The sequence below is a fragment of the Nocardioides korecus genome (genome assembly GCF_054778395.1).
Genome location: NZ_BAAGZO010000008.1, coordinates 101,667 through 123,977, shown reverse-complemented (window position 1 = coordinate 123,977; position 22,311 = coordinate 101,667). Strand labels below are relative to the sequence as shown.

At 70.5% G+C, this 22,311-nt stretch carries 19 protein-coding genes; 15 read left to right on the top strand and 4 right to left on the bottom strand.

The genetic code is table 11. The features are described 5' to 3' along the window. Window positions 1-180: 180 nt before the first annotated feature. The 7 genes from ACYVDA_RS16540 to ACYVDA_RS16510 all read left to right on the top strand — a co-directional run bounded on the left by ACYVDA_RS16540 (window position 181) and on the right by ACYVDA_RS16510 (window position 8,311). On the top strand, window positions 181-1,407 hold the full coding sequence (locus ACYVDA_RS16540) for an ABC transporter substrate-binding protein (protein ID WP_460819540.1): 1,227 nt from the start codon (window positions 181-183) through the stop codon (window positions 1,405-1,407). Next, window positions 1,391-2,572: an ABC transporter ATP-binding protein gene (locus tag ACYVDA_RS16535; protein WP_460819539.1), complete on the top strand. Its 1,182-nt coding sequence runs from the start codon at window positions 1,391-1,393 to the stop codon at window positions 2,570-2,572. The genes ACYVDA_RS16540 and ACYVDA_RS16535 overlap by 17 nt, the downstream gene beginning before the upstream one ends. Beyond that, complete coding sequence (locus tag ACYVDA_RS16530) at window positions 2,569-3,519, top strand: ABC transporter permease (protein WP_460819538.1); 951 nt, start codon at window positions 2,569-2,571, stop codon at window positions 3,517-3,519. Before ACYVDA_RS16535 ends, ACYVDA_RS16530 begins: the two co-directional genes overlap by 4 nt. Beyond that, window positions 3,516-4,340, top strand: coding sequence for an ABC transporter permease (locus tag ACYVDA_RS16525; RefSeq protein WP_460819537.1), 825 nt, complete (start codon window positions 3,516-3,518; stop codon window positions 4,338-4,340). Before ACYVDA_RS16530 ends, ACYVDA_RS16525 begins: the two co-directional genes overlap by 4 nt. Continuing rightward, complete coding sequence (locus tag ACYVDA_RS16520; RefSeq protein WP_460819536.1) at window positions 4,337-5,767, top strand: NAD(P)/FAD-dependent oxidoreductase; 1,431 nt, start codon at window positions 4,337-4,339, stop codon at window positions 5,765-5,767. The genes ACYVDA_RS16525 and ACYVDA_RS16520 overlap by 4 nt, the downstream gene beginning before the upstream one ends. Window positions 5,768-6,289: 522 nt before the next feature. Next, window positions 6,290-7,126 (top strand): hypothetical protein, encoded by an 837-nt coding sequence (locus ACYVDA_RS16515; RefSeq protein ID WP_460819535.1) that lies wholly within the window; start codon window positions 6,290-6,292, stop codon window positions 7,124-7,126. A gap of 642 nt (window positions 7,127-7,768) precedes the next feature. Next, window positions 7,769-8,311, top strand: a complete 543-nt coding sequence (locus tag ACYVDA_RS16510; RefSeq protein WP_460819534.1) for a rolling circle replication-associated protein — start codon at window positions 7,769-7,771, stop codon at window positions 8,309-8,311. Between the two features lie 191 nt (window positions 8,312-8,502). On the opposite strand, the gene ACYVDA_RS16505 is transcribed toward ACYVDA_RS16510, so the two are convergent. The 4 genes from ACYVDA_RS16505 to ACYVDA_RS16490 form a co-directional block, all read right to left on the bottom strand. Beyond that, window positions 8,503-9,138 carry a recombinase zinc ribbon domain-containing protein gene (locus ACYVDA_RS16505; protein ID WP_460819533.1) on the bottom strand — a complete coding sequence of 212 codons (636 nt, stop codon included), beginning with the start codon at window positions 9,136-9,138 and terminating at the stop codon, window positions 8,503-8,505. 33 nt (window positions 9,139-9,171) lie between these two features. Further along, window positions 9,172-9,909 carry a recombinase family protein gene (locus tag ACYVDA_RS16500; protein ID WP_460819532.1) on the bottom strand — a complete coding sequence of 246 codons (738 nt, stop codon included), beginning with the start codon at window positions 9,907-9,909 and terminating at the stop codon, window positions 9,172-9,174. Between the two features lie 49 nt (window positions 9,910-9,958). Continuing rightward, entirely contained in the window at window positions 9,959-11,254 is a 1,296-nt protein-coding gene (locus ACYVDA_RS16495) for an HNH endonuclease signature motif containing protein (protein WP_460819531.1), read from the bottom strand. Between the two features lie 108 nt (window positions 11,255-11,362). Continuing rightward, window positions 11,363-11,599 carry a hypothetical protein gene (locus ACYVDA_RS16490; RefSeq protein ID WP_460819530.1) on the bottom strand — a complete coding sequence of 79 codons (237 nt, stop codon included), beginning with the start codon at window positions 11,597-11,599 and terminating at the stop codon, window positions 11,363-11,365. Window positions 11,600-12,144: 545 nt separating this feature from the next. On the opposite strand from ACYVDA_RS16490, the gene ACYVDA_RS16485 reads away from it, so the two are divergent. The 8 genes from ACYVDA_RS16485 to ACYVDA_RS16450 all read left to right on the top strand — a co-directional run bounded on the left by ACYVDA_RS16485 (window position 12,145) and on the right by ACYVDA_RS16450 (window position 22,289). After that, a complete protein-coding gene (locus ACYVDA_RS16485; protein WP_460819529.1) occupies window positions 12,145-13,335 on the top strand; it encodes a glycosyltransferase in 1,191 nt (396 codons plus the stop codon). Beyond that, window positions 13,332-13,493, top strand: a complete 162-nt coding sequence (locus ACYVDA_RS16480; protein WP_460819528.1) for a hypothetical protein — start codon at window positions 13,332-13,334, stop codon at window positions 13,491-13,493. Before ACYVDA_RS16485 ends, ACYVDA_RS16480 begins: the two co-directional genes overlap by 4 nt. Beyond that, entirely contained in the window at window positions 13,490-14,818 is a 1,329-nt protein-coding gene (locus tag ACYVDA_RS16475) for a hypothetical protein (protein WP_460819527.1), read from the top strand. Before ACYVDA_RS16480 ends, ACYVDA_RS16475 begins: the two co-directional genes overlap by 4 nt. A 4-nt stretch (window positions 14,819-14,822) precedes the next feature. Continuing rightward, on the top strand, window positions 14,823-16,097 hold the full coding sequence (locus tag ACYVDA_RS16470) for a glycosyltransferase (protein ID WP_460819526.1): 1,275 nt from the start codon (window positions 14,823-14,825) through the stop codon (window positions 16,095-16,097). Next, window positions 16,094-17,818 (top strand): ArnT family glycosyltransferase, encoded by a 1,725-nt coding sequence (locus tag ACYVDA_RS16465; RefSeq protein WP_460819525.1) that lies wholly within the window; start codon window positions 16,094-16,096, stop codon window positions 17,816-17,818. The genes ACYVDA_RS16470 and ACYVDA_RS16465 overlap by 4 nt, the downstream gene beginning before the upstream one ends. Further along, window positions 17,815-19,122 carry a glycoside hydrolase family 5 protein gene (locus ACYVDA_RS16460; protein ID WP_460819524.1) on the top strand — a complete coding sequence of 436 codons (1,308 nt, stop codon included), beginning with the start codon at window positions 17,815-17,817 and terminating at the stop codon, window positions 19,120-19,122. The genes ACYVDA_RS16465 and ACYVDA_RS16460 overlap by 4 nt, the downstream gene beginning before the upstream one ends. A gap of 4 nt (window positions 19,123-19,126) precedes the next feature. Continuing rightward, window positions 19,127-21,370: a CBM96 family carbohydrate-binding protein gene (locus ACYVDA_RS16455; protein ID WP_460819523.1), complete on the top strand. Its 2,244-nt coding sequence runs from the start codon at window positions 19,127-19,129 to the stop codon at window positions 21,368-21,370. A gap of 715 nt (window positions 21,371-22,085) precedes the next feature. Continuing rightward, window positions 22,086-22,289 (top strand): hypothetical protein, encoded by a 204-nt coding sequence (locus tag ACYVDA_RS16450; RefSeq protein WP_460819522.1) that lies wholly within the window; start codon window positions 22,086-22,088, stop codon window positions 22,287-22,289. Window positions 22,290-22,311: the final 22 nt, after the last annotated feature.

Sequence of the window (22,311 nt, the reverse complement as noted above, 5' to 3'; positions counted from 1 at the left end):
GCCATGGTCGTCGGCATCCGGCCCGAGGGCAAGCAGGCGCGGCCCCGGAAACGGCGCAAACCGTTGCCGAGCCCGGCCACTTGTAACGTTTCCGTGGCGAACAGATTGCGCGACGACGGAATCTCTTGTTTCTGACAAGACGTCGTGCGAAGGTACCGGCGTCATCACGAGGAGGTCGGCGTGGCATCACCGCAACACCCGGGCAGCGGCCCGAACGGCCCCACCGGACGACCGTCGGGGCGCAGCAGCGCCTCGCGACGGGCGTTCCTCAAGGCGGGCGGCTTCGGCGCCTTCGCCCTGGGGTCGGCCGCCGTCCTGCCGGCGTTCGGCACGCCGTCGGCGGTCCAGGACCCGAAGAAGTGCGTGGCCCGCGACGTCTCGGCCACCGACCGTCGGCTGGTGGTCTCCAACTGGCCCGCCTACATCGACGAGGCCACGAAGAAGCAGAAGAACACCCTGCAGGACTTCGAGACCACCACCGGGATCAAGGTCGCCTACACCGACGACATCAGCGACAACGCGGAGTTCTTCGCCAAGGTCCGCAACCAGCTCGGCGACTGCCAGCCGATCGGTCGCGACATGATGGTGCTCACCGACTGGATGGCGGCCCGGGTCATCGACCTGGGCTGGGTGCAGCCGCTGGACGCCGCCAAGGTGCCCAACCTGCACAAGAACCTGCTGCCGGCGCTGCGCAAGCGGGCCTGGGACCCCGAGCGCACCTACTCCGCGCCCTGGCAGGCCGGCCTGACCGGCATCGCCTACAACGCCAAGCTGACCAAGGAGGTCGGCAGCTTCGCCGACCTGCTCACCCGCCCCGACCTCTCGGGCAAGATCACGCTGCTCTCCGAGATGCACGACACGATGGGCTTCATGCTCAAGCTGGTCGGCGCCGACCCCGAGAAGTTCACCGGCGACCAGTGGGACGCGGCGATCACCAAGCTGCGCAAGGTCGTCAAGTCCGGCCAGGTGCGGGCGTTCACCGGCAACGAGTACATCCAGGACCTCACCGCCGGCAACATCGTGGCCTGCGAGGCCTGGTCGGGCGACGTCATCCAGGCGCAGTTCGACAACCCCGACATCAAGTTCGTGGTCCCCGAGGAGGGGTTGTCGCTGTGGAGCGACAACATGCTGGTCCCCAACCTCGCCCAGCACGAGTCCAACGCCGAGAAGTGGATCGACTACTACTACGACCCCGAGGTCGCGGCCCGGCTCGCGGCGTACGTGAACTACATCTGCCCCGTCGTGGGAGCGCAGGACGCGATGGCCAAGATCGACAAGTCGCTGGTCGAGAACAAGCTGATCTTCCCCTCCGAGGACGACCTCAAGGACACCTTCGCCTTCATGGCGCTCGACGACAAGCAGACGAAGCAATACGAAGGAGACTGGTCCGATGTCACAGGTGGCTGAGGCAGCACCCCCGCGGAGCGACAGCGGCACGGCGTACGACGGGTTGCGGCTGCGCGCCCTGACCAAGGAGTTCTCGAGCTTCACGGCCGTGAAGTCCCTGGACCTCGACGTCCCCACCGGCTCGTTCTTCGCGCTGCTCGGCCCCTCGGGCTGCGGCAAGACCACGACCCTGCGGATGGTGGCCGGCCTGGAGACCCCGACGTCGGGCTCGATCGAGCTCGGCGGCAAGGACATCACCTGGGACAAGCCCTACCGGCGCCCGGTGAACACCGTCTTCCAGAACTACGCGCTCTTCCCGCACCTGGACATCTTCGAGAACGTCGCCTTCGGCCTGCGCCGTCGTCGCGCCAAGGAGGTCGACGCCAAGGTGAAGGAGATGCTCGACCTGGTCGAGCTCGAGACCCAGGCGCGCAAGAAGCCGGCGCAGCTGTCGGGCGGCCAGCAGCAGCGCGTGGCGCTGGCGCGGGCCCTGATCAACAGCCCCGAGGTGCTGCTGCTCGACGAGCCCCTCGGCGCTCTCGACCTCAAGCTGCGGCGCTCGATGCAGGTGGAGATCAAGCGAATCCAGTCCGAGGTCGGGCTCACCTTCGTCCACGTCACCCACGACCAGGAGGAGGCCATGACCATGGCCGACACCATCGCGGTGATGAACGCCGGCGTGATCGAGCAGATGGGCGCCCCCGCGGAGCTCTACGACAACCCGCAGACCACCTTCGTGGCCAACTTCCTGGGCCAGTCCAACCTGATCGAGGTGGAGGTCAAGGGTCGCGAGGGCGACAACGTGTCCGTCGACATGCAGGGCACGACGGCCTCGATCCCCACCGGGCGGGCGCACGTCAGCGGGACCGCGGGGGAGAAGGGCTGGGTCGGGATCCGTCCCGAGAAGGTCCTGATCGCCGAGGTCGGCGAGGACATCGACGCCCCGGGCAACAGCATCCCCGGTGGCCGCGTGACCGACGTCAGCTTCATCGGCGTCAGCACGCAGTACCTCGTCCGGATGCCCTGGGGCCAGGAGATCCAGGTCTTCCAGCAGAACACCGGACGCCGCCGGCTCTTCACCCAGGGCGAGGAGGTCGACATCTCCTGGCGCCCGGAGTTCGCCTTCCTGCTCGACCACGACCAGGACGCCAGCGCCGGTCGCGACCGGGAGGACGTCGCGCCGTGAGCGCGTCCTCCGCGGGAACCCCCCTCGCCGCGGCCGCCGAGGCGCGCGAGCCGCAGTCCCCCCGGGGCCCCGGCTCCGCGTCCCCGGCTCCCCGGCGTCGGGACAAGCGCAAGCTCACCGGCTACTGGCTGCTGCTGCCCGGCCTGCTGTGGCTGGCGGTCTTCTTCGTCGTGCCGCTCTACTCGCTCGTCGCGACCAGCCTCTACGACCCGGACGGGTCGACGCTGCAGGGCTACTCGATGGACTGGTCGTTCGGCAACTACGGCGCCGCCCTGAGCAACTACTGGAGCCCCCTGCTCCGGTCCCTGGCGTACGGCGCCGTCGCGACGCTGATCTGCCTGGTGCTCGGCTACGTGCTGGCCTACGCGATCGCGTTCAAGGCCGGTCGCTGGAAGAACCTGATGCTGGTCCTGGTGATCGCGCCGTTCTTCACCAGCTTCCTGGTGCGCACCCTGTCGTGGAAGCTGCTGCTGCGCGACGACGGCTTCATCGTCAACGCGCTGCAGTTCGTGCACGTCATCGGCCCCGAGGGTCGCCTGCTGGCCACGCCGGTGGCCGTGGTCGCCGGGCTGGTCTACAACTTCCTGCCCTTCATGGTGCTGCCGCTGTTCGCCAGCATCGACAAGATCGACCACCGGCTGATCGAGGCCGGCAGCGACCTCTACTCCCGGCCCTTCGTCGGGTTCTGGCGCGTGACCTGGCCGCTGTCGCTGCCCGGTGTCGTGTCCGGCACGCTGCTGACCTTCATCCCCGCGGTCGGTGACTACATCAACGCCCAGCTGCTGGGCAGCCCCAAGCAACGCATGATCGGCAACGTCATCCAGGACCTGTTCACCAACGCCAACGACTACCCGGCCGCCGGGGCGCTGTCGGTGATCCTGATGCTGCTGATCCTGGTGATGGTGCTGTTCTACGTCCGCCGGGCCGGGACGGAGGACCTGCTGTGACCGCGCCGCTGCAACGCCTGGGCCGCTGGATCGGGCGTCACCTCGTGCTGGCCGGTGGCCTGCTGGTGATCGTCTACATGTTCGTCCCGATCTTCGTGGTCGTCCTGATGAGCTTCAACAAGCCGAAGTCCAAGCTGATCTACCGCTTCGACGCCTTCACGCTCCAGAACTGGCTGCACCCCTGCAAGGCCGCCAACATGTGCGGCGCGGTCTCGCGCAGCATCCAGATCGGCCTGCTGGCCACGGTCGTCGCGACCGTGCTGGGCACGCTGATGGCGTTCGCGCTGGTGCGGCACGACTTCGCGGGCCGGTCGTCCTCCAACCTGCTGATCTTCCTGCCGATGGCGTCGCCCGAGATCGTGATGGGCTCCTCGCTGCTGGCCCTGTTCGTGGCCACCGGCTTCGGCGGGACGCTCGGCTTCTGGACGATCCTGATCGCCCACATCATGTTCTGCCTGTCGTTCGTGGTGGTCACGGTGAGAGCCCGGCTGGCCGGGCTCGACACCAACCTCGAGCAGGCGGCGATGGACCTCTACGCCACCGAGGCCCAGACCTTCCGGCGGGTGACCCTGCCGCTGGTGTTCCCCGGCATCCTGGGCGCCGCGCTGCTGTCGTTCTCGCTGTCCTTCGACGACTTCATCATCACCAACCTCAACGCCGGCAACACCACGACGTTCCCGATGTACGTGTGGGGCGTCTCCCAGCGCGGCGTGCCGATGCAGGTCAACGTGGTCGGCACGGTGATGTTCCTGATCTCGATCGCCATCGTGGTCGCCGTCGAGCTGAACCGGCGTCGGCAGGAGAAGGCGCTGGCGCGGTGACGCCCCACCCGCACGCCCGTGAGTCCCTGCGCGGCGCGTCGCCCTCGGCGTACTGGCTGGACGACCCGGCGGCGCCCGCCCCACTCCCGCCCCTGGACGGGCCCGCGTCGGCCGACCTGGTCGTCGTCGGCGGCGGCTACCTGGGGCTGTGGACCGCGCTGCTGGCGGCCGAGCGCGACCCGGGCCGGTCGGTGCTGGTGGTCGAGGGCGAGACCTGCGGCCACGCCGCGAGCGGGCGCAACGGCGGCTTCTGCGAGGCCAGCCTGACCCACGGCTTCGGCAACGGGATGGCGCGCTGGCCCGAGGAGATGCCGACGCTGCTCGCGCTCGGCCGGGAGAACCTCGACGCCATCCAGGACACCGTCGAGCGGTTCGGCATCGACTGCGACTTCACCCGCTCCGGCTCGCTGGCGATCGCCACCCAGCCCCACCAGGTCGGGTGGGTGGCCGAGGAGCAGGCCGCCATGACCGGCCTGGGCCTCGACGTCACCTGGCTCGAGGGCGACGCGCTGCGCGAGCGGATCGACTCACCGACCGCGCTGGCGGCCTTCCACGACCCCGACTCCGCGATGCTCGAGCCGGCCCGGCTCGCCTGGGGGCTGCGCGAAGCGTGTCTGTCCCTGGGGGTCAGGATCGTGGAGGGGACGTGGGTCACCGGGCTGCGGCGTACGGGTTCGGGGCGCACGGGGTCGGGAGTGGCGCTGGCCACCGACCACGGGCCCATCGCCGCCGGCCAGGTCGTGCTGGCCACCAACGCGTGGCCCTCGCTGCTGCGCCGGCTGCGGCTGATGACGGTGCCGGTCTACGACTACGTCCTGATGACCGAGCCGCTGACCCCCGCGCAGCGCGACGCGATCGGGTGGGCGGGGCGCGAGGGCTACTCCGACGCCGGCCACCAGTTCATCTACGCCCGCACGACCCGTGACGGGCGGATCCTGTGGGGCGGGTACGACGCGATCTACCACTACGGGAGCGCGACGGGGCCGGCGTACGACCAGAGGGCGGCGACGCACCTGACCCTCGCGGAGCGGTTCTTCGACGCCTTCCCGCAGCTCGCGGAGGTAGACGGGGGCGTCCGCTTCAGCCACACCTGGGGCGGCGTGATCGACACCTGCACCCGCTTCGCCGCGTTCTACGGCACCGCCCTCGACGGCCGGGTGGCGTACGCCGCCGGCTTCACCGGCCTCGGCGTCGGGACCACCCGCTTCGCCGGCGACGTCGTCCTGGACCTCCTCGCCGGTCTCGACACCCCCCGCACCCGCCTGGAGATGGTCCGCACCAAGCCCCTCCCGTTTCCGCCCGAGCCGCTCCGCTGGGCCGGCATCGAGGCCACCCGGCGGTCGCTGGCACGCGCCGACGCGAACGGCGGCCGCGAGAACCTGTGGCTCAAGGCCACCGGCAAGCTGGGGCTGGGCTTCGACAGCTGAGGGGCGCAGCTGTGCCAGCAACCTCGCAGGTTTTTCGTACCACCCCTGCCCCCTCCGCCAGCCTGATCGTGAAAGCGACCTCGTATAGGCTCCAGATCAATCTCTGGGGGTAGACGCGTGGCACACGATTCTGACGTCAACAAAAACGATGCAGATGGCCTCATCTCGGGCAAAAGGGGGGCGCCTAGCTCGACCGATGACTCCTCGCACTCCGAAGAAATTGTCGATTGTTTTTTCGGTCGTTTCGGGACTTTCATCCTGGCCTCGCCTTGCGACGGACCAAGCATTGATGTACTTCACGATAGTGTGATGGGCGCCCTTCGCAACGACCCGCGTGTTTCCCTCTTATCGGATGTGCCTCTGAGGCCAGACTGGGCGCACAAACACAAGTTCTTTCCGGCCTTTACCAGTAACGCCGAGGTCGACGACTTGCTGTCGGGTGCCGATCACTTCCACGCTGTATGGTTCTCCGATCCGATTACATTCAAAGTCGTTGTCCCGATTAAGAATTAACGAAGGTTCTTGAACGTTGACGACGTCCCTACGGACACATACTTCGTAGCATGGGACGGGATCACGGCGCTGGTTATGTGGGATCGGGAGGAGGAGACCGTTCTACCAACTCGATCCGGCGGTCACGTCGTCATCGACATCCTTACGGACGTCCTGGCTTCGGCCGGAGGCGCCCTATACGCGCAACCGTGCAGTCCGGGATGCACTAATGAGTTCGCGCATCGAGTGCTGCGAATCGAAAGAGCTGTTGGCCCCAGAATGGTTGGGAAGGTAAAAACTCACGGGTTCCCCGCCGCGGATATTCACGTTCATTCTGAGAATGAGCCCATCGGGGTGGCCGGGGATATGATGATCTCACTTCGACAGACTGCCTTTTTCTTCGCGCGATACAAAAACCTTGCACGACGAATTCAGGATCTCGAATCGGCGGCCCGGTCGGACGTGGATCGATTGCTAGAAGTCCAGTACGAGCAGATCAGGCGCGCCAAACTGAAGTTCGGTGCGCGAGCACGAGAAATTGGAAAGGCGCGAGAGGAGCGCAGTGAGACCAAAGTTCTCGTGGCAAGGCTCTGGATCGCCCTGGCGCGCTTGGAGTCTTTCAAGCGGGAATGGGACGGTATGCGCCGCCGGTTCCTGGAATCGGCAGAGGAAAGTGGGAGCCTTCCGATGTTCCAGGACGATTTCGGCGATGACGACCACGCCGTCGACTCGCTCGATCTTTCGTTCATCCGTGCCGCAATTGAGCAATCGGCGTCCCGGTATGACACGCGTGTGGTCGCCCTCGCAACGGGCGCAGGCGGGGCCGCTGGCTTGGTGGGGTCCATGGTCGGCGCCCTGCTCTCTTGACTTGAAGTAGCAACGTAACTCGGATGGGCCCGGGGTGGGTTCCGCGTCGGAGTCCTGAGCCGGTGCCTGCGCTTTTCTCGGGTCGCAGGGGCCCCGCACGGCGTGCTTCTTGCCGTGTGGGGGTGCGATGCGTGGGCACCGGCGGCTGTGACGCGGACCTGGCGGGTCTTGACAGGCCGGGGTTACATCGGTGACATTCGTGTCTGCGAGATCGGAACGGCGCGCCACCAGCGCCGAGTAACACTGCATGGCTCTGCTCCGGAGCTAAAACGCATGGTCGTGGACGCGACTAGGGACGATCCGGTACAGCGGGGTAGTGAGCGGGCCGAGCAAAACCGCAGGTGGCTTGGGCCTCGCTGCGTTCGCATCTGCTTCGAGTGGGGCCGACATTCCCTGTCGGTTCTTCCTTGGAGTGTTCCTATGTCCGATCAGATTTTGGTCCGCCCCGATGCGGGTTGGTCGCTCACCCTGTACCCCACTGCCGGCGAGGCGGGTGGCGCATTCGTGCCCTCGTATCGTCCTCGCCGAACCGGTTGGGTGCCGGGTACCCCGGCTGCGGACCCGGAGCGTGCTCGCCTCGAGGCTGGGCGACGGGCTCGCGCGAAGGTGCGGCGCTACTGCGCGGCTCATCGGCTCAACCGGTTGGGCACGCTGACCTATGCCGGTGAGGGCCTGCACGACCCGCAGCTGCTGCGGGTCCGTGTGGGCCTGTTCTTCCGGACGCTGCGCCGGTTCCTCGATGTGGGTCCGTTCCCGTACGTGTGGGTGCCGGAGTGGCACAAGACGGGGCATGGTCTGCACGTTCACTTCGCGGTCGGGCACTACATCCCGCGCGGGCAGATCGAGGCGGCGTGGCCGCACGGGTTCGTGCACATCAAGCGACTGACTGACCTGCCGGTCGGCTCGACCGCACTGCATGAGGGGCGCAAGGCTGCGGGCTACTTGTCGAAGTACGTGACCAAGAGTTTCGCTGACCAGGCCGTGGAACGGCAGGCGGGACTACATCGCTACGAGGTCGCTGAGGGGTTCCAGCCGCCCGCGGTCAGGTTGACCGATGTGTCCTCGGACGACGTCTTGGACCAGGCGGTCATTGCCATGGGCGGGCTGCTGCCCGCAGTGCTGTGGTCCTCCGACGAGGTCGAGGGGTGGCAGGGTCCGCCGGCGGTGTGGGCCGCGTGGGACTGAGCGCCCTGAGCGAGGAGGGACTCGCTGCGTGGGTGACGGCGTCCTGTCGAGCACAAGGGGTCGCGGTCAAGGTCACTGACGCCAGCACGGTGCGCCAGGTGGGTGTCCTGCTGAGTGTCGGTTCTGGGGCCGGGCTGGAGCGCAAGCGCAGCGGCTCCCGCCCGGTCCCGGGCCGGGGCCTGGTGGATGCGTCAGTGACGCCAGGTGATGTCGACGCGGGCAGGATCGAGAGCGGTTACTCCTTGGGTGCCGGGTCCGATGGTGACGTGCTCGACCAGGGCCCCGACGATCGCGTGCTGTCGCGGCAGGGTCAGGTCCGCCCAGGAGCGGCGTAGAGACTGACCGTTGCCGAGGAGTCCGGTCAGGGCACTGGTTCGAGTAATCCGGCCCAGTTGCCGTTGCAGCTGCATCAGTTGCTCTTCCAGGGGCTTGCGGGCCAGGGCCCAGTCGCGACGTGTGATGTCCCCGGCGGCGAACGCGGCGGGCAGGTCGTCCAGACGGGCCTGTACCTGTGTCAGCCGGGTCGACAGGTCCTCGGTGCGTTCATCGGCGCTGGAACGTCCGGCCAGGGCGTCGGCAAGTTCGGGTGTGTCAAGCCTAAAGAGCACCGCGTCAGCGACCAGGCGCTCCAGCGGGTCTGCTGTGACGGTCAGCCGCCCACAGCCCCGGTGGTCGGGCCCAGACAGGCACACGTAGCGGCGCGTGGTGACACGGGAAGACGAAAACAACGTGTTGCCGCACTTGCCGCAGCGCAGCATCGCTGACAGGAGGTACCGCTGGGGTGTGCGGCGTCCGCTGTTCTTCTTCTCGGCGTACCTAGCGAGCACGCGTCGGTGCTCCTCGACGCTGACGATGGCGTCCTAGACCGCGGGGCCGACCACCTCGCCCCGGTGCTCACGGAGCCCCGCATAGCGGGGATTGGTCAGCATCCGCTTCAACGTCGAGGTGACCCATGCGGCTCCGGTCACGGTGGGAATGCCGGTGTCGTTGAGCCAGATCGTCAGCGAGCGGGTCGACTCGCCTGCGAGGAACCGGGCCACCAGGGTCCGGTAAACCTCGGCTTCGTCGGGGACGACGGTGATCTTGTCGGGCCCGTAGCTGTAGGGGCGTCGTGAGCCGCCGTGGGGTCGTCCCTCCGCTGCTACCTGCTCCATTTTCCGCGCCACACGTCGACCGATGTTGGCGGATTCCTTGGCGGCGAACGCGCCCAAGATGCGGGCCATCATCAGCCCGTCGGTGGTTGAGATGTCGGTATCCCCGGTCACGAACCTGACCTGGGTCACGCCAGCGGCGGTCACCGCGTCGTAGAAGGCCTCTAGTTCAGCAGGTCGCCGGGTCAACCGGTCGATGTTGCAAACCACCACACCATCGACCAGTCCGTCGCCCAGGTCAGCCATCAGACGCTCGTACTCAGGTCGCGCCTTACGGCTGTACGACGAGGCTGACACGTCGTTGTCGACGTACTCCCCAGCCACCGTCCAGCCCAGCGAATCCGCCAGGGCGTGGCAATCCGTCACCTGGCGCTCAACCCCGGCACGGGTGCCGTCAACGTCGCTGGAGATGCGGGCATAAATGGCTGCGCGTCGTGGGGTGGTCACAGGGGGACACATTGGTGACTTGTCTGCAACCTGGCGCTGCTGTGTCCCCTCACTCCCGCTTGTGGAAGCGGATGGTGCCGTCGGGGTGTCTCTCGTGGCGGAACGCGGGGTCGTGGACTCGTCTGTGGTGGTGGCCGCAGAGGAGGCGTCCGTTGGCGAGGTCGGTCGCTCCGCCGGTGGACCAGGGCTGGTCGTGGTGGGCGTGGCACAGCGCGGGTGGGGTGGTGCAGCCGGCGGCGGTGCAGTGCCGGTCTCGCTGCTGCAGCGCGATCCGCTGCTGGGCCGAGAACAAGCGCCGGGTGCGGCCGGCGTCGAGCGGGACCGACGCCCCACCGAGGACCAGCGGGATGACCCCGGCGCGAGCCGCCAGCCTCCTGGCCTCGGCGGCGGTGAGCCTCGCGCCGGTGTCCAGGGTGCAGACCCCGGCGGCGTCGAGGCGGGCCAGGAGTTGGTCGAGGGTCATGGTGACCACGACCGTGGCGCCGACTCCACCGCTGGTGGGGAGCGACGTGGCGGGGATGCGCTCGATCAGGTCGGTGAACGCCACCCCCAGGCGCACCGGCAGCGGCTGGTCCTCGACCTCCGGTGCTGATTCGACTCCCGGAGCGGCCGGTGGCGGGGTCAGGGTCTGGAGCATCTTGGCGAGCATGTGGCCGTGGCGGGTCGGGATGCGGAACCGTCCGTGGCAGGTGCCCTGGTCGTCCTCGCGCATGGTGAAGGTGGTCCGGCGCGCGGCGGCTGCTTCTTCTGCTTCGAGGAGGCGTCCTTCGATCTCCTCGGCCTGGTCGGGGCAGATGACCTCGAGGAGGTGGCGGCCCAGGGTCCGCAGTGCGGTGGCGTCGTGGTGCGCTGCTTGGCCGATCAACCAGTGCTCGGCCTCGGCCCGCTGCTCGGGGGTGACGGCGAGGTCGCCGGTGGTGGGGAGGAGGTCGAGGCTGGCGAGGATCGCGCGGGCCTGGTCGGTGTTGACGCCGCCGGCGGCGAGGGCGTCGTGCAGTGGCCGGTGGGCTTCGAGCCGGGTGGCGAGGTGGAGGTCGGCGCGGGCGTGGGGGCGGCGTTGCCGGGTCTCGATCGCGACCCAGTCCGCGGCCGACCGGGCTCCGGAGGCGTCGGTGGCGCGGGTCCGGTCGGTCTCGGCGAGGACGTCGAGGCGGATCGCGTCGAGCTGGTTGGTGATGGCGGCCAGCTCGACCAGGACGTGGCGCTTCTCGGGATCGGTCAGACCCCAGACAGGTCGCGCGGTCGGGCCCGTCAGGCGGTCCAGGCGGGTGCGCAGCCGGTCCACGAGGTCGACCAACGGGTGCGCGGGGGCACCGGCCGGGTCGTCGTGGGGGTGGCTGCTCATGGGTCCATCCTGGCAGGGACCACCGACAAGACGACGGGGTTGAGAGGGCTCCTGACCTGGCTGTTTGGTGACTCGCGGGGTTTCGACGACGGGCCCGGGGGGCCCTGCTCAACCGGCGCGGGACCCGCCGCGTCTCGGGCGGAGGACGGCCCAGGCGACGCCGAGGAGGGCGCCCAGGAGGGTGGCGGGGAGGCCGACCTCGAGGGCGGCGGCCCAGGCGGTCGGGGCGTACGCCGAGAGGCCCACCACGAGACCCACGGACGCGCCCGCCGTCCCGGTGAGGACGGCGCCGACGACCACCGGGCGCACCGGCGGCGGCAGCGCCAGCAGCCATCGCAAGACCATGACTCGATCGTGGACCTCGGACCCCGTGGACCTCAAGCCCGGCGCACCTGGAGGCGCTGGATCGACGGAGCAGACCCCACGTGATGGGCAGCCGCAAGCGGTCATCGAGGGCCGGGGTGGCGGAAGTCCGCCGCCACTGGGGATGGTCTAGTCCTTTCGGGCTACCCCACCGGATGACCCGGGTGGGTCCTTGACGTAGTCATCGCGAGTTGTTTGTACTTCGTTCATGAGCCGGTCACCCGGCTCGAGGGGGATTCAATCAATCGGGTCCCGGAACGTGCCCATGCAGCCCGTCAACCCAGCGGCGGTGCTGCGGAGCTCCGCCGATCGTGTGACGACGACGTCCACCGGTCGGCCCGCAGCTCCTCGTCCGCGCCGCAAGCGCGGCCGCCACCACCGCAGGCCCGGTGCCCCGTCCCGGTCGCCCCGCCTCGGTCCTCGGTGACCCGACGCCAACGCCCCTCCGTGGTGGCCCCTGGCACGGGTCGGTGATGTCTCGGTAGCGCCGCCTTCGGCTTCCACACCTGCTTCCCAGGAGTCCGCCGATGTCCGATCTCGACCCCGCGTCACGCCGCGCGCCGAGTGCCCCTCCGGGTCTCGTGCCGCAGCAGCGCTCGCACCCGCCCGACGACCCAGCCCCGACGGCCTCCTCCTCCGGGGACGCCGCGACCGAGCACCGCCAGGAGGGGCCCGAGAGCCCCGAGGCCACCCTGGAGTTCCTCAACCACCTGCGGCCCGCCGACGACGGGCCGGCGTCCGACCCGCTCTCCTGCGCGGTGACCGTGGTGGTCCCGACCCGCGACGAGGTGGGCAACATCGCCCCGCTCGTGGCTCGGATCACCCGGGCCATGGCCGGGGACGACTGCCGCATCCTCTTCGTCGACGACAGCGAGGACGGCACGCCGCTCGAGGTGGTCCGTGTGGCCGCTCTGTCGCACCTGTCGGTCGACCTGATCCACCGCGATCGCAGCCAGCGCGTCGGTGGACTGGGCGGGGCCGTGCTGGTGGGCCTGCGCGCCGCCCGGACGCCCTGGGCGGTGGTGATGGACGGAGACCTCCAGCACCCGCCGGAGCTCGTCCCCGCGCTGATCGCCACCGGCCTGCGCGAGCACGCCGAGGTCGTGGTGGCCAGCCGTCGCGTGCCCGGTGGGTCCTCCCAGGGACTGGCGTCGTTCGGCCGCGCCGTGGTCTCCAGCAGCTCCACGGCCCTGAGCAAGCTGGTCTTCCCCGGGAACCTCCGCGGCATCTCGGACCCGATGAGCGGGTTCTTCGCCGTACGCCTGGACGCCGTCGACCTCGACGCGCTCGAGCCCCGCGGCTTCAAGATCCTCCTCGAGCTGCTGGCCCGCGAGGGCCAGGTCACCGAGGCCGAGGTGCCGTTCACCTTCGGGGTCCGGCACAGCGGGGAGAGCAAGGCCTCGCTGGGGGAGGGCGCCACGTTCGTGCGCCGGCTGGTCGCGCTGCGGATCGCCGAGACCCTGGGCAGCCTGCGTCGCTCGGGACGCCTGGTGCGCGGCACCGGGTTCGCAGCCGTCGGCCTGACCGGGCTCCTGGTCAACGTCGCCGTGATGTGGCTGCTGGCCGATCCCCGCACGCTGCACCTGAACTACCTGGCCGCCGCGGTGGCCACGACCCAGGTCGCGTCGTCGTGGAACTTCGTCCTGGTCGACCGCCTCGTCTACCGCGGGCGCAAGCGACTGACCCCCCTGAGCCGCTACCTGGCTTCATGGTCATGAGCAACGCCGTCCTGCTGCTCCGCATCCCCTTCCTGGCGCTCCTGGTCAGCGTCCTGGGCGTGCACTACCTGGCTGCCAACGTGCTCACGCTCGCGCTCGGCTACCTCGTCCGATTCCGCTCCCAAGAACGCCTCACCCTCCTGGAGGAGACCTCATGACCGACCTCACGCAGCGCCCCGCCGAGCGCACCGGCCTGACCCTGCCCCACCAGCGCACCGCGACCGACGACGAGCACCTCGAGCCCGTGGTCACCTCCACCGCCTCGAGCGGCATCGCCACGGTGACCACGATCGCGCCGCCCGGGGCGCGCGCCGCCCTGCCGACCACGCCCGCCGCGCGTCCGCCGGTGGACGTGCTGTTCGACGAGGGCCCGGAGCTCCCGACCGCCAGTTACCGCGAGCGCAGCGTCGGCGTCAAGGGCACCGGGTACCTGCCGTACCGCTACGCGGTCGCCGACCTGGTCACCATCGCCAGCGAGGTGCCGCTGGGCGAGCTGGAGTTCTTCCGCCAGCCCCGCCTGGGCAAGGACCTCGACATCGAGATCCGGGTCGGCAAGGTCGGCCGCGGCACCTTGAAGTCGCGCGCCCGCCTGCTGCGCTTCGAGGGCCCGGCCGGGGTCCGCTACGAGGAGCACCTGGGGCGCCTGGCGGCCAACTTCGCCATCGACCTGGGCGAGCGCATCACCGTCACCGTCAGCCCGGTGCTGGCCCGGTCGCCGCACGTGGCCTACACCAACGTGATCGAGGCCCTGCTGCGCTTCGTGATCGCCTCCAAGGGGCACATGCTGCTGCACTCGGCCTGCGTGGAGATCGACGGACGCGGGGTGATGCTCTCGGCGCGCACCGACACCGGCAAGACCGGCACGATCCTGCGCCTGCTGCGCGAGAAGGGCGCACGCTTCCTCTCCGACGACATGACGATCATCGGTCCCGACGGCCTGGCCCGGTGCTACCCCAAGCCGCTGACCATCAGCAACCACACCCTGCGGGCCGTCGACCCCGGCGACCTCAGCCGGGCGGAGTGGTGGCGCCTGGCCGTGCAGAGCCGCGTGCACTCCAAGGCCGGACGCGGCGTCGGGCTGGCCATGGGCAACGTGAACCTGCCGATCATGACCGCCAACGCGCTGACCCAGATCGTGATCCCGCCGCCGAAGTACGGCGCGGACCGGCTCGTGGCCTGCGAGCTCCTCGAGGAGGTGCAGGTCTCGGACATCTTCGTGATCGAGCGCGGCGCACCCTCGCTGGTGGAGATGTCGCCCGAGCAGGCCCTGGAGGAGCTGGTCGAGAACACCGACGACGCCTACGGCTTCCCGCCCTTCCGCTACCTGGCCCCCGTGCTGGTGGTCGGCGGGCAGGAGTACGACCGGCTGCGCGAGCGCGAGCGGGTGGTGCTGGGGTCGGTCCTGAAGGCGGTGCGCGTACGCCGGATGGCCTCGGACTCCTTCGACTGGGCCGACCGCATCCCGAGCCTCCTGGAGAGGTGAGTCGGTGATCCTCGACGTCGTCCTCGGGCTCTACCTGGTTGCCACGACCCTCCTGCTCGTGGTGGCCCTGAGCACCCTGGTGTGGATGGTGGACTCCTGGCGCACGCCGGAGTCCGTCCAGGCCACCCGGTTCCCCGAGCCCGACGAGCCCGGGCTCTCCTTCTCGCTGCTGGTCCCGGCCCGCGACGAGGAGGAGGTCCTGGCCCACACCGTGGAGCGACTCCTGGACAGCGACCACCCCGACTTCGAGGTGATCGTCATCGTGGGTCACGACGACCCCGGCACGGCGGGGGTCGCCCACGACCTGGCCGCCGCCGAGTCCCGGGTGCGGGTGGTCGTCGACACCCACGAGGTGAAGAACAAGCCGCGGGCCCTCAACACGGCGCTGCCGCTGTGCACCAAGGAGATCGTCGGGGTCTTCGACGCCGAGGACGAGGTGGCGCCGGCGCTGCTGCGCCACGTCGACACCTGCTTCCGGGCCACGGAGGCCCACGTCGTGCAGGGCGGCGTGCAGCTGATGAACTTCCAGACGTCCTGGTGGTCGCTGCGCAACGTGCTCGAGTACTTCTTCTGGTTCTCCTCCCGGCTGCACCTGCACGCCCGGCGCCGGTTCATCCCGCTCGGCGGCAACACCGTCTTCGTGCGCACCGACCTGCTGCGGCTGGCCCGGGGGTGGGACCCCGACTGCCTGGCCGAGGACTGCGAGCTCGGCGTACGCCTGTCCAGCTGGGGTGCCCGGGTCGCCGTGGCCTACAGCCCGGAGCTGGCCACCCGCGAGGAGACCCCGCCGACGCTCCAGGGCCTGTTCAAGCAGCGCACCCGTTGGAGCCAGGGGTTCCTGCAGGTGATGCGCAAGGGGGAGTGGCGGCGGCTGCCGACCCTGCCCCAGCGGGCGATGGCCGTCTATCTGCTCACGATGCCCTTCATGCAGGCCCTCTCCGGCGTGCTGGTGCCGGTCGCGCTGGTGTCCATGTTCACCCTGCACGCTCCCGACCTGGTGGTGATGGCCACCTTCGCGCCGATGCTGCCGACGCTCGCCACCGTGGCCATCGAGGCCGTGGGGCTGCACGAGTTCGGACGCGCCTTCGGCCAGCACGTGCGGGTCCGCGACTACGCCCGCCTGGTCGTCGGCACCCTGCCCTACCAGCTGGTCCTGGCCGCCGCGGCCGTGCGCGCCACCCGGCGCGAGCTGCGCGGCGAGCGGTCGTGGGAGAAGACCAGCCACGTCGGCGCCCACCGTCCGGCCCTGGCCTCGGAGACCGAGGAGTCCCTGCTGTGAGCCACCCGACCACGCTGTCGCCCCTCGACCTCGACCTCGACCTCGAGGAGCTCGAGCGCGCTGTCGCCCCGACGCCCCGCGAGCGCCTCCAGGGGCTCCGCCACCGCGTGTCCCGCCGCCTGTGGCGCGACCGCGTCGACCTCGCCCTGCTCACCGTGATGCTCGTCGTGGGCGGCGTGGTCCACGCCCAGGGGATGTACGACTCCCCGGCCCGGTTCGACGACGAGGGGACCTACACCGCCTACGCGTGGGCCGTGGCCAACCTGCACCAGCTGGCCCACTACACCTACTGGTATGCCCACCCACCGCTCGGCCAGCTCCAGATGGCCGCCTACAACGTGCTCACCGACGCCTTCGGCCGGTTGCCGTACGCCGTGGCCACCGGGCGCGAGTTCGCCTTCGTCTGCAAGCTGATCTCGATCGTGCTGCTCTACCGGCTGGCACGCCGACTGGGCCTGAGCAGCGCGGGCACCGTGCTTGCCGTCGCGATGTTCTGCCTGAGCCCCCTGGCGGTCTACTTCCAGCGCACCGCGCTGCTGGACAACCTGGTGACCCCGTGGCTGCTGGCCGCGTTCTTCTTCGCCGCCTCGCCGCGGCGCTCGATGTGGGCCGCGTCGGCCAGCGCCGGCTGCTTCGCGGTCGCGGTGCTGAGCAAGGAGACCGCGCTGCTGTTCATGCCGGCGCTGGTCCTGCTGTTCTGGCAGCGCTGCGACCCGCGCAACCGCAAGTTCACCGTCACCATGTTCACCAGCACGGTCTCGCTGCTCGGCCTGCTCTACCCGCTCTACGCCCTGCTCAAGAACGAGCTGTTCGAGGGGCCCGGCCACGTCAGCCTGCAGTGGGCCATCCAGTGGCAGCTGTTCGACCGGGTCGGGAGCGGCAGCATCTTCGACCCCAAGAGCACCGCCCACACGGTCGTGACCACCTGGCTGGAGCTGGACCACTGGACCTGCGTGGCCTCGCTGGTGGCGGTCGTCCCGGGCCTGCTGCTGGCCCGCACCCGGGCGGTGACCCTGGCCCTGGTCATCCAGCTGAGCAGCCTGCTGCGCAACGGCTACCTGCCCTACCCGTTCGTGATCGCGATGATCCCCTTCGCGGTGCTCACCCTGGCCGGGGTGATCGACGCCGCGGTCCGCTGGGCCGCGCCGGCCCTGCGACGACCTCCGTCCGGCCGGCTGCTGGACCCGCTGCGCGTGGTGCGGGGGACCTTCGGGGTGGTCGTGGCCGGGGTCCTGGTGGTGATGGTGGCCAACGTCTGGAACCCCTGGCGCTACGGCCTGGAGGACCTGCGGACCCACGACCGGGACGCCGGCAAGGCCACCGCCCTGTCCTGGCTGGAGAGCAGCACCAGTCGTGACCAGACCCTGGTCGTCGACGACGCCTACTGGGTGGACCTGGTGCGTCACGGGCACCCTCGCCACAAGGTCATCTGGTTCACCAAGCTCGACGTCGACAAGGACGTCGACCTGCCGAGGAACCAGGCCTGGCGCGGCATCGACTACGTCGTCCTGGACCACCAGGACGCGCTCTCGGTCCACCTCCAGGACGACCTGACGCCCAGCCCCGACACGCTGACCCAGTTCCCGACGCTGGGCAAGGCACTGGCCCACGGGTCAGTCGTGGCCAGCTTCGGCGAGCCCGAGGACCGGGTGATGGTGTGGCGCGTCACCGACGGCACCTCGTCGACCTCGCGCCGCACCGGCTCCGGAGGCACGCCGTGAGGCCGCGGCCGACGCACCGGCGGTCCCGGCTGGGCGAGCTGGGCAGGCGACCCCTGCTCGGCGGGCTGGCGATCTCGGTCGCGGTCTCGCTCGTCGTGGGCCTCGCGGCGTACGTCCTCGGGCCGGGGGGAGAGCAGACCTCGTGCACCACGGGGCCCGTCGCGGCCCAGGCCGTGCACGACCTGCGCTCCTTCACCGGCTGGCTGCGCTCCCAGCACGTCCGCGGCTACGTCGGCGAGGTCGGCTGGCCCGGGGCGCGGGACGCCGCTGACTGGTCCGACGTCGCCAGCAGCTGGTACGACGCGGCCGACCGTGACGGTCTGTGGGTCAGCGCCTGGGCGGCGGGACGGTGGTGGCCGTCGGGCTACCCGCTCACCGTCTACAAGCTGCGCGGCGCCCAGGCCGAGCCGGTGAGCCGACCCCAGGCGACCGTGGTCGAGCAGCACTCCCGGGTGCCCGGTCTCCTGCGCGGGGTGGACCTGCCCAGCGGCGCGTTCGGCGCCGGCGCGGAGGGGGCCCGGTGGTACAGCAACACCCGCACGGGCGTCTTCGGCACCGACTACTACTACGACGACGCCGCGGACTTCACCCAGCTCGCCGCGACGGGCGCCCAGGTGGTGCGGCTCTCGGTGACCTGGGAGCGGTTGCAGCCGCGACTGGACCGTCCCCTGGACGCCCGGGAGGTCGCCCGCGTGGGACGGGCGCTGGACGCCGCCCAGCAGGCCGGGCTCGGCGTCGTGCTGGACCTGCACAACTACGGCGACTACTGGGTGGCGGCACCGGGTGGCGGGCACCGTCGTCTGGTCCTGGGCTCGCGACGGCTGCCGGTCTCCGCGCTCGTCGACTTCTGGCGTCGGACGAGCCGGGCGCTCACCGCCCACACCAGCGTCCTGGGCCTGGGACTGATGAACGAGCCCACCGACCTGGCCTCCGACCCCGCCGTCGGCGCCCGCACCTGGCAGCGCGCCTCCCAGGCCGTGGTCACCGGCCTCCGGGCGGCCGGGGACCGGCACGTGCTGATGGTCTCGGGGTACGGCGGCGCCTCCCCGGGGCGCTGGACGACCTACCAGCCGCGGGCCTGGATCCGGGACCCGCTCGACCAGATCCGCTACGAGGCGCACCAGTACTTCGACGCGGACCGCACCGGCCACTACGTCCGGAGCTTCACCGAGGAGAGCGCCCGGGCCCGGGCCGCGGGCTTCACCGGCCCGTGCACCGGCACCGTCGCCGCCGACCCGGCACCGCCACGACCCCCCGCCGACGAGCCCAGGGCCACCACCTCCACCACCACGACCACCAGGTGACGCCATGAACCTCCGCCCCCGCACGACCGCTCCGAGCTCCGCGTCGACGACGTCGTCGACCCACCGACCGTCCGGCCGCCCGGACGACGCGTCGGCCCGCCGCCGGGTCCGCCACCCGGCGCGCGGGCCGGCGCGGACCCTGGTCCTGGTGCTGCTCGCGTGCCTGCTCGGTCTGGCGCCGCTGGTGCTCGCCTCGCAGGCGTCCGCGGCACCGATCACAATCAAGGCCGCGGCCGACTCCTACGTCCGCTCGGACACGCCCGACGCCAACTACGGGTCGAAGTACGTGCTCGCGACCTCGGCGCTCTCGGCCACGACGCCGACGAGCAACAGCTACCTCCGCTTCGACGTCTCGGGGCTGACCGGCGCACCGGCCAAGGTCGTCCTGCGGCTCTACAGCTACGCCGCCAGCACGACCGGCGTGCAGGTCTCGACGAGCTCCAGCAGCTGGACCGAGTCCGGCATCACCTTCACCAACGCCCCGGGGGTGGGCAGCACCGTGGGCACGATGAGCAACCTCGCCGTGAACGCGTGGTCCGAGCTCGACGTCACCTCGGCCATCACCGGCAACGGCTCCTACACGCTGGTGGTGACGACGACGTCCACCGCGAACAAGCAGCTCGCCAGCCGGGAGTCGACCGCGACCCCGCCGCAGCTGGTGGTCGACCCGGGGACCACGGCGACCCCCACGCCGACCCCCACCACGACGCCGACCCCGACCGTGACGTCCACCCCGACCGCGTCCTCGAGCCCGCCCGTCACGTCCACCCCGACCCCCACCACGACCGCGTCGACGACCCCGTCGTCCACCGCGTCGGCGTCCTCGAGCCCCACCACGACGGCGTCCGCGGGCACCGGCACGGCGACGTTCACCCCGCAGGCCGATGCCTCCGTGCGCTCCGACCAGCCGGACACGAACGCCGGGGGCGCCTTCACCCTCTTCGAGCAGGCGCCGAGCTCGACCGGTCCCGAGCAGCGCAGCTACCTGAAGGTGACCGTCAGCGGGCTCACCGCCCCGGTGACCGCGGCCTCGCTCCAGCTCTACAGCTACTCGACCTCGACCGAGGGGGTGGACGTGTCCCTGTCCGACAGCTCCTGGACCGAGACCGGGTTGACCTGGAACAACGCGCCACCGGTCGGGGTCCGGGCCGGCAAGGCGGCTCCGGTGACGGTGAGCACCTGGGGGAGTGCGGACGTGACCTCGGCGATCACCGGGAACGGCACCTACACCTTCGTGCTGACCACGACCCGGACGTCGGCGAACAAGGTGGCCAGCCGCGAGGCGACCGGGTCCTCGCCGCGCCTGGTCGTCAGCACCGGTGGCAGCACGACGAGCCCGACGCCCACGCCGACCTCCAGCCCCACCACGACGAGCCCCGGCAGCGGGGACCCGACGCTCGTGGCGGCCGGTGACATCGCGTGCCCCGACGGCAAGGCCCCCACGTCGACCTCCTGCCAGCAGCAGGCCACGTCCGACCTGGCCGTGTCGCTCAAGCCGACCGCGCTGCTGCCCCTGGGCGACAACACCTACGAACTGGGTGCGCTCTCGGACTACCAGGCGTCCTACGCCCCCTCGTGGGGCCGGTTGGACTCGATCGCCCACCCGGTGCCGGGCAACCACGAGTACGGCTACATCGGCAGCTCGATCCAGCCGACCGGCGGAGTGGGCTACTTCGCCTACTTCGGGACCAAGTCCCACCCGCTCGCCCCGGGTTGCACCAGCAGCTGCCCGTCCTGGTACTCCTACGACGTCGGGGCCTGGCACCTGGTCGCACTCGACAGCCAGTGCGGGGTCGTCGGGGGCTGCAACCCGGGCAACCCGGAGTACCAGTGGCTGCTCAACGACCTGAACACCCACCCCAACACCTGCACCCTGGCCTACTGGCACATCCCGGTGTTCTCCTCCAGCCAGGACCACCAGCCCGACATGTCGGCGATCTTCAAGCTGCTCTACGACAAGGGGGCCGACGTCGTCCTCAACGGCCACGCCCACTTCTACGAGCGCTTCGCACCCCAGGACGTCAACGGGGTCGCCGACCCGGCCCGTGGCATCCGGGAGCTGCTGGTCGGCACCGGGGGACGCAGCTTCTTCGCGGTGCGGGCGACGCCGGCGGCCAACAGCGAGGCGCGGATCGCGAACACGTTCGGCGTGCTCCAGATGACCCTGCACCCCACGAGCTACGACTTCCGGTTCGTGCCGGTCGCCGGCTCGACCGCCACCGACGCCGGGAGCGGGACGTGCCACTGATGCGCGGCCGCACGGCCGCCGCCTGGGCCCTCGTGCCGCTGCTGCTGACCACCGGCTGCTGGGGTGGCGGCTCGGAGACCGCTGGCTCCTCGACGAGCGCGAGCGCGTCCTCCTCACCGGTGGCCAGCACCGGGGTGCAGGGCCCTGCGCCCACCCCGTGGGTGGTGCGCCGGGCCGGGGCGCGGGTCGTGTGCCCCACCGGGGCCGCGCCGGCCGTCGACCTGCGGGCGGTCCGGGTGCACCCCGACCTCTCCGGGGGCACCCGGATGCTGCCGGGGGCCTACCGGGTCCAGCTGGGCGGGGTGGTCGTGAACGAGACCACCTCCCCGATCGTGGTGGAGGCGGTCGTGCTCCGCGTCGGGGGCCGCCCCTGGCGGCCGAGCGTGACGGCGCCGGACCGGCTGGGTCCTGGCAGCAGCGGCCCGCTCCGGGTCGGCGGGGCGTACGCCAGCCGGCGCGTCCAGCCGGCCCGGTTCGTGGCCCACCTGCGGTGGCACTGGGCCGACCCGACACTGCGCGTGTGCGGTGACCGCGGACTCCTCGACGACGACTGGGAGAGGACAGATGGAGACGGAGGTGCCTGGCGCAACCCCGGGGCTTGGGGTGAAGATGAGGCGATCGGTCGCTGCGGCAGTCGCCCAGGACGCTCCCCGTGCCGCGGGCGACGTGGTGGGCACCGCTCGGTGCGGGTGCCCTTCGGTGACGAGGGGGTGACATGGAAGAGGGTGTGCAGGCAGCGCTGCGGTTGGCGCGCACGAGCCGGGAGCTGTTCGCGGTGCCCAGCGTCGAGGGGGTCCGCCAGATGGTGGTGCGCGCGGCTCAAGCAGCCGTCGACCCCTGCGAGGACGCCGTCGTCAGCGAGCGCACCGGCAAGGTGGGCCGCGGCGGCCACCTCGGGCCTCGCCGAGGCGTGCGATGAGCTCCAGCACCGGCGCCGCGAG

Bases quoted from the DNA above. Each gene is read 5' to 3' on its own strand.
- ACYVDA_RS16535 (WP_460819539.1), top strand. From the start codon at position 1,391: ATGTCACAGGTGGCTGAGGCAGCACCCCCGCGGAGCGACAGCGGCACG.
- ACYVDA_RS16495 (WP_460819531.1), bottom strand. From the start codon at position 11,254: ATGAGCAGCCACCCCCACGACGACCCGGCCGGTGCCCCCGCGCACCCG.
- ACYVDA_RS16490 (WP_460819530.1), bottom strand. From the start codon at position 11,599: ATGGTCTTGCGATGGCTGCTGGCGCTGCCGCCGCCGGTGCGCCCGGTG.
- ACYVDA_RS16485 (WP_460819529.1), top strand. From the start codon at position 12,145: ATGTCCGATCTCGACCCCGCGTCACGCCGCGCGCCGAGTGCCCCTCCG.
- ACYVDA_RS16480 (WP_460819528.1), top strand. From the start codon at position 13,332: ATGAGCAACGCCGTCCTGCTGCTCCGCATCCCCTTCCTGGCGCTCCTG.
- ACYVDA_RS16475 (WP_460819527.1), top strand. From the start codon at position 13,490: ATGACCGACCTCACGCAGCGCCCCGCCGAGCGCACCGGCCTGACCCTG.
- ACYVDA_RS16455 (WP_460819523.1), top strand. From the start codon at position 19,127: ATGAACCTCCGCCCCCGCACGACCGCTCCGAGCTCCGCGTCGACGACG.
- ACYVDA_RS16450 (WP_460819522.1), top strand. From the start codon at position 22,086: ATGGAAGAGGGTGTGCAGGCAGCGCTGCGGTTGGCGCGCACGAGCCGG.